Raw genomic sequence first — 6,071 nt, forward strand, 5'->3', positions numbered from 1 at the left:
CGAGCTTGATAAGGTGGCCGAACAGCTGAACGGAAGGCCGCGGCAGACGTTGGGCTGGGCGAAGCCGGTCGAAGTCTTCAACGATTTGCTGGCGAAGCATGCGTCGCTATGACCGCTTGAATCCGCCCGTGGGCGGCGTGCTGGGTCCAGGCGACGGCGGTGGCGATGTGGAGGTCGAGTAGGGCCGCGAGGATCGGGGCAGGTAAGTCCGCCGCGAGCGTCATGAGCGCGGCGCTCCGGGCATGGCGGGCGTGCGGCAGCCCGTTGCCGCGAAGCGCCCGGTAAACCGCGTCCCGAGCGGGTCGACCCGGGAAGCCGCCGGGGAACAGCCAGGTCGTGGCCGGCGGGGCGCTGCGGGCGAGAACGGATACGGTGCGTGCGGCGTCGCGTTGGGCGAGCAGAAGGTCAGCGACGGCCGGAGGAAGAAGTATGCCGTGCGCTCCCAGACGGAGAAGTATCCGGTTGCCCTCGGTGGTGATCTGATCGGCATGCAGGGTGGAGATGCGGCTGACGGGCAGGCCGTATACCAGCAGGAGGGCGCCTGCCGCGCGGGCGGGCAGGGGCAGGGTCGCGTCGTGTAGGCAGCGGCGAAGGTGGGTCCACCGCTCGTCGTCGCTGATCGCGGTGACGATGTGGCGGGGGCGCCGTTTCGGGATGGTCACGTCGCCGGTCAGGTGTCGGCTGCGAGCCCAGTGCAGGAATTCACGTGCGGGATAGGCGCTCTCGGGCGGCTGTTCGGTCAGCCAGCGGTCGACGTCGGTCTGGGTGAGGTCGGCGAGCGTGGTGTGCTGCGCGTCGATCCAGGCCAGGAGGCGTATTGCGGCGCGGATGCGGGTGCGGGCCCAGCCGGCAGCGTGCGGGGTGAACGGCCGAACAGGCAGCCGGTGGCGGGCTCGGCGAAGGACCGCCCAATGCGCCCAGGCGTGGATCAGAGGGCCGTCGGCGGCCGGGCGCGTGGCGAGGAGCTCGTCGAGCCAGGGGCCGAGGCGTTCGAGGTAGTCGGCGCGGTCGGGCAGAACGCCGACGTGGACGAGGATCTGGCGGAAGCGGTGCAGGGCAAGGGTCTGCGGCCAGCTGTCGAGGAGCTCGTGGCTGGCCGGAGCGTCGGCTTCGGTGAGGTGGCGGAACAGCTGTTCGGCTGGTCCGCCGGGTCGCAGCCAGGTCAGGATGGCGTCGGGCGCCTCGGTGTTGGCCAGCGCGGTCGCCAGCGGGCGTAGCTCGGCGCGTATGACCCCGTTCGTGCCGGTGAGCAGTTCCTCGGCGCGGTGGGCGGCCAGGCAGCGTTCGCATCTCCCGTCGCGGGGCACGAACCCGGCCCGCCCGCAGGCCGGGCAGGTGTAGTCGATGTCCAGGCCGGCGCATGGGCCGCAGATCCGCTGGCCCTGCTGGTCGAGGCCGACGAGGACCTGGGTGCCCTGGCAGCGTAGGCAGACGGCGGGGTGGCGGCGGGTCCAGGCGTAGCAGGAGGCGCATACGCTGCCGATCGGCCAGGTGGCGATGATCCTCCGATCGCGCCCGCACCGCGAGCAGCGCCGGGTGGCCACGGGCCGGCAGCGGGTGCACAGGCGGGGTCCGCCCTGGGTGCCGGTCGTGGCCAGTTTCCCGATCAGCCCGCAGGCGTCGCATACCCCGAACAGGGTGCGGCGGTAGCACGCCTCGCACAGCCCCGGCCGGCCATCGCGGGCACGAACCTTGAGCCGTCCTTCCCGCCCGCACAGCCCACAGCGCGGCGCGGGTCGGCAGGCGGCGCACAGCGGTTCGCCGGCGTCGGTGCGGGCGGCCTCGACGGCGGATCGGGAGCAGCGGGCGCAGATCACGCGGGGGGTTTCGTAGCAGCGCCGGCAGATCGGCTTCCGGTTCGGCCGCGCCGCGACCGTCCCTGGGTATCCGCAGCTGGTGCAGGTCTGCCAGCTGGCCGGGTCGCGGTTCCAGCAGTTCTGGCACACCGGTGTCCCGTCCGAGTCGTGGACCCGGACGGGGTTGCGCCGGCCGCACCGCCCGCATTCTTTGGCCTGCCGGCGTCGTGCGCATCGCGCGCAGACCCGGCCGCCCTCGACCCGCTGCGGCAGCGCCGCGGCGACTTGTTCGCAGTCGACGCAGGCGGGCACCACCACCGCGTATCCCGCCTGGTGCAGCGTGTAGGCGAACCGGATGAAGACGGCGGGCGCGTCCGAGCTGCCCGACCGCAGCGCATCCGGATACGCGGTCAGGTGGTCGTCCAACCAGGCCAACCGCGCGCTCACCGTTCCCGCGAGCGCGTCGAGATGACGGCGGGCGTCCACCTCGGTCATCCGCGGGACGACAGCGACGAGCCGCACGGTCAATGCGTGCAGGCGTGCCTGGCGGTCAACCGGCGGTCGCCGGCCAGAACCGGCCGCCGGCCCCCGAAAAGACCTGGTCGAGCCTGCCGGTTGGTCGGGTGTCATAGCCCCTCCGGTCGGCGGATCGTGGTGCGCCGCGGGCCTGTCGGTGCACCGCCTGCGGTCCGTCGGCCCGCGGACGCTGTCTTCGCGACCTGCTCGGCGACGGCCACGATCTCGATCAGGTCGTTCGGGGTGCAGCCGAGCACGTCGCACAGCGCGGCGAGGGTGTCCATCGACAGCCGCTGCGGGGGCTGGGTGACCAGCCGGAAGACCTGTTCCCGGGACAGGTGCACCCCGCGTTCGGCCAGGCGCGGCACCAGGTCGGAGGTCTGGAACAGGCCCTTGTCCGCCATCCGGGTCCGCAGGTGCCAGCGGATACCCGTTGTCCGGGTCATCGGGGTGTCCCCCACAGGTCCTCAAAGCGGCGCAGCGACTTCTCCAGCAGCCGGTTACGGAACTCATCCGACACCGACGTGTAGATCGCGGTCGTCGAGGCATAGGAGTGCCCGACCTGCTGTTGCACGAACAGCGGTGGATAGCCGAATTCCAGCAGATGGGTGACATAGCTGTGCCGCAGCGAATGCAAATCCAGCTCCTCCGACAGCCCCGCCGCCCGACGCGCCAGTCCGAACAGGTCATCCAGATGGCGGACCGCGATCCGGCCGCGCCGTTCTGTCACCCACAGGGCGGGATGCTGACCGGGGTCGAACTGCGGACGTAGCTGCTCGCACCAGTCGTCGAGCAACTCGACGATCCAGTCGAACTCGGGCACGGTCAGCACCGTGCGCCGCTTCGGCGGGCTGCCCCGCGACGCCTTGCCCCACCGCACCTGCACCGACCCAAACCGGCCATGGGCCGCCGCCCGCGGGTTGCGGCGAAAGTCCACGACGTCGAGCAACGCGGCTTCCCGTCGCCGCAACCCGTAGGCGTACACCGTCTTGAGTACCACCGCGTCGCGGTGCGCCGCCAGCGCGCCCTTTCGACCGTGCGAGCGAATCTCTTCGACCCGCGCGTCGGCGGCGTCGAACAGCGCCTGCACCTCGTCGTAGGTCAACGCCCGCCGACCCGGTCGGCCCTCGTAGTCGGCCCGGTGCGCGACCGTGTTCCACTCGTGGCAGATCTGGCTCGGCACCGCTCCGAACCGCCGCTCGCACTCGACTGGCCAGCCGTACCGGGCGTCGGTGACGAATTCGCAGAACAGCCGCACGGTCAGCTGGTAGGCCCGCACGGTCGACGCCGCCCGCGGACTCGCCCCCGAGGCCAGCTCGGAGGTGAACGCCTCCACCTCGCCCGGGGTCCACTCCCAGGGGTACTGGTTTGTGAAGGCCGCGAACCGGCGTATGAGATCGAGCCGGGCCCGGATCGTGGCCGGCCGCAGAAACCGGCTCTGCTGCTGACGCGACCAGCCTTCCAGCATCGCCGCGAACACCGCCGCCGCAGGATCGAAATGCGCAACCGTCGCGTCCAGTACAAGGTGCACAGCACCGGGCAGATCGACACGTTGCCCCACGGCAGCCTCCTGTTGCATCCGATGCATCATCGTTGCATCGGACATCGGCATCCGCGTTTAGCCGTCGCAGGGCGGCGTGTCGCGATAGCCTCACACTTGGGAAGCCTCGAAAGCCCGGTTTCGTCGCTTATCGCTGCTTGCCGGATGTTGCATCTGGTTGGAACAAATCTCATTTGCCTGGCCGTGTCGCACCGAAATAGTCGTCCCCTTTCCATCTGTATGCGGAAATTTTGACGACCTTTTTACGTCCTGGAGCCGTGATCATCTGCCCGTTTCCGATGTAGATCGCGACGTGGTGGATGTTGTCGGCGGTCCCGTAGTACACGAGGTCGCCGATCTTGAGCGGCTCGCCGGGCGAGACCACGGGTCCGGCTTGGTACTGGGTCTGTGCGGTGCGTGGCAGGTCGATGCCGGCGGCTAGGTAGGCGGCGCGGGTGAGGCCGGAGCAGTCGAAGCCGCCCTCGGCTAGCCCGTCTCCGCCCCACAGGTAGGGGATGCCGAGCTGGCCCTGGGCGTAGACGACGGCGGCGTAGCCGGCGTCGGACGGGTCGGTGTCGGCGCCGGGGCCGTAGGTCGAGGTGTACTGCTCGGCCTGGGTGACGACTTGGGCGACGTAGGCGTCGGAGTGGTTGTAGGCCCACAGCGCGCCCGGTAGGTCGGTGGCGACGTGGTTGTCGCACAGGTAGGCCGCGGCGGCGTAGACGGCGTCCTGCGGGTTGTAAAGCGACGGCGGGCTCGCGCCGCCCGGCGCCAGGTGGTGCCGGGCGATCGCTTCGGCGAATGTCGGGGCGAGGAACTGCATGGGTCCGGCGGCGCCGGCGGAGTTGGTGCCGCTGATGACGCCGGGCATGCGGCTACGGCCGTGATCGCTTTCGATCTTGCCGATGGCGGCGAGCGTGGTCCAGGACAGGCCGGGGCAGGTCGGGGCGGCCTGCATGTAGAGGGTGAGGTAGTCGGGTGGGATGTCGTCGATCGCTGCCCGGCTCGGGCTGCCGCCGCTGTTGCAGCCGAGGAACCAGCCGACGACGGGCAGGCACAGGACCCGTTCGGCCAACTGACCGGCGGCGGCACCCATCATCACGATGAGCAGGACAACAGCCGCGACGGCCCCGGCGATGTACTTGGTCGTGGCTGCTCACCCCCGGTACTTCTCGGGTGGCATCGGTGCGGGCGGACGTAGGCCCTGCCCTGGCGCGCCGTCTCCGAGCCGGTCGGACACTGGCGCGGGTGCTGGTAGCCGGGGCCAGGCGCGGGGTAGCTGGTCGAGGGTGAGCCTGCCGGCGTGGGCCTGAGTCAGGGGTAGCCAGCGGGCGCGGGATGGGTCGAGCTGGTCGTCGGGTGGGGTGAGGGTGGCGGCGGTGGTCGCGACGGGGACGGTGTCGGGCTGGTCGAGCCTGGCCACGGCGTCGGCCAAGGCGCGGCGGGCGCGGGTCTCTCGGCTGGTGGTGGGAAACCAGAACAGGACGGGGGTGACGATGCCGGTCGTGGTCGCGAGCTGCCCGTATTTGCTGATCTTCGCGGCGAGGCGCGGGTAGGGCTCGGTGGCCCAGTCGAGTTCGAGGAACCATTCGACGTCGCTGCGGTTGCTGGTCCACCGGCCGTAGGCGTCGGGTCGGACGATGTCGCCGAATGCCCGCCGGGCGCGGGCCTCGGACCACCAGGCGGTCAGCGTTCCCGGGGGGTTCGGTTGGCGGGCGTGTGCGATGAGGTGGGTGAAGAAGCCGTTGACGGCGATGCGGTGGGCGAGCTGGGGCCAGTAGGCGACGCCGAGGGCGCGGTCGTGGCGGTAGCCGGTGTCCTTGAGGTCGATGCTGTCTTCGGCGGCGAGGACGGCGGCGCCGGCGACGTCGCACACGTAGTGCGCGGGTGGCATGCCCTCACCGACGGGGGAGAGCGGTTGGAAGCGGTCGATGACGCGCCACCGGTAGAGCTGGAGGAGCCGTTCGTTCGCGGTGCGGCGAGTGGGCCAGCCGGCCTGGACGAGCTGGTGGGTGGTCAGGACCCGGTGCTCATACAGGAGCCGGGTGATCCACCGGTCTCGGGGGCTGAGGTGGTGGGTGAGGTTCGCGAGGTGTTCGGCGTCGGCGACGACACGTGCGGAGGGGCGCAGCGGGGCGCGCAGGGCGCGTTGCGGCAGCGGTCTGGCCATCAGGGTCCTTCGGGGCTGGTGGGGCGGATTTAGGTGACGCGGCGCGGAT

At 70.9% G+C, this 6,071-nt stretch carries 5 protein-coding genes; all 5 read right to left on the bottom strand.

Annotated elements, in window-relative coordinates:
- Positions 1-77: 77 nt before the first annotated feature.
- Positions 78-2,318 carry a site-specific integrase gene (locus NBZ85_RS26290; RefSeq protein ID WP_261562797.1) on the bottom strand — a complete coding sequence of 747 codons (2,241 nt, stop codon included), beginning with the start codon at positions 2,316-2,318 and terminating at the stop codon, positions 78-80.
- 104 nt (positions 2,319-2,422) lie between these two features.
- A complete protein-coding gene (locus NBZ85_RS26295) occupies positions 2,423-2,758 on the bottom strand; it encodes a helix-turn-helix domain-containing protein (RefSeq protein WP_261562798.1) in 336 nt (111 codons plus the stop codon).
- Positions 2,755-3,891, bottom strand: coding sequence for a tyrosine-type recombinase/integrase (locus tag NBZ85_RS26300; protein WP_261562799.1), 1,137 nt, complete (start codon positions 3,889-3,891; stop codon positions 2,755-2,757). The genes NBZ85_RS26295 and NBZ85_RS26300 overlap by 4 nt, the downstream gene beginning before the upstream one ends.
- Positions 3,892-4,042: 151 nt before the next feature.
- Positions 4,043-4,951: a C40 family peptidase gene (locus NBZ85_RS26305; protein WP_261562801.1), complete on the bottom strand. Its 909-nt coding sequence runs from the start codon at positions 4,949-4,951 to the stop codon at positions 4,043-4,045.
- A gap of 57 nt (positions 4,952-5,008) precedes the next feature.
- On the bottom strand, positions 5,009-6,022 hold the full coding sequence (locus NBZ85_RS26310) for a replication-relaxation family protein (protein ID WP_261562800.1): 1,014 nt from the start codon (positions 6,020-6,022) through the stop codon (positions 5,009-5,011).
- Between the last annotated feature and the right edge of the window lie 49 nt (positions 6,023-6,071).

This window comes from Frankia tisae (genome assembly GCF_025403405.1).
In the GTDB taxonomy this organism is placed as follows: domain Bacteria; phylum Actinomycetota; class Actinomycetes; order Frankiales; family Frankiaceae; genus Frankia; species Frankia tisai.

Excerpts from the sequence above, each read along its gene's own strand:
- NBZ85_RS26295 (WP_261562798.1), bottom strand. The coding sequence starts at position 2,758 with ATGACCCGGACAACGGGTATCCGCTGGCACCTGCGGACCCGGATGGCG.
- NBZ85_RS26300 (WP_261562799.1), bottom strand. The coding sequence starts at position 3,891 with ATGCAACAGGAGGCTGCCGTGGGGCAACGTGTCGATCTGCCCGGTGCT.
- NBZ85_RS26305 (WP_261562801.1), bottom strand. The coding sequence starts at position 4,951 with ATGATGGGTGCCGCCGCCGGTCAGTTGGCCGAACGGGTCCTGTGCCTG.
- NBZ85_RS26310 (WP_261562800.1), bottom strand. The coding sequence starts at position 6,022 with ATGGCCAGACCGCTGCCGCAACGCGCCCTGCGCGCCCCGCTGCGCCCC.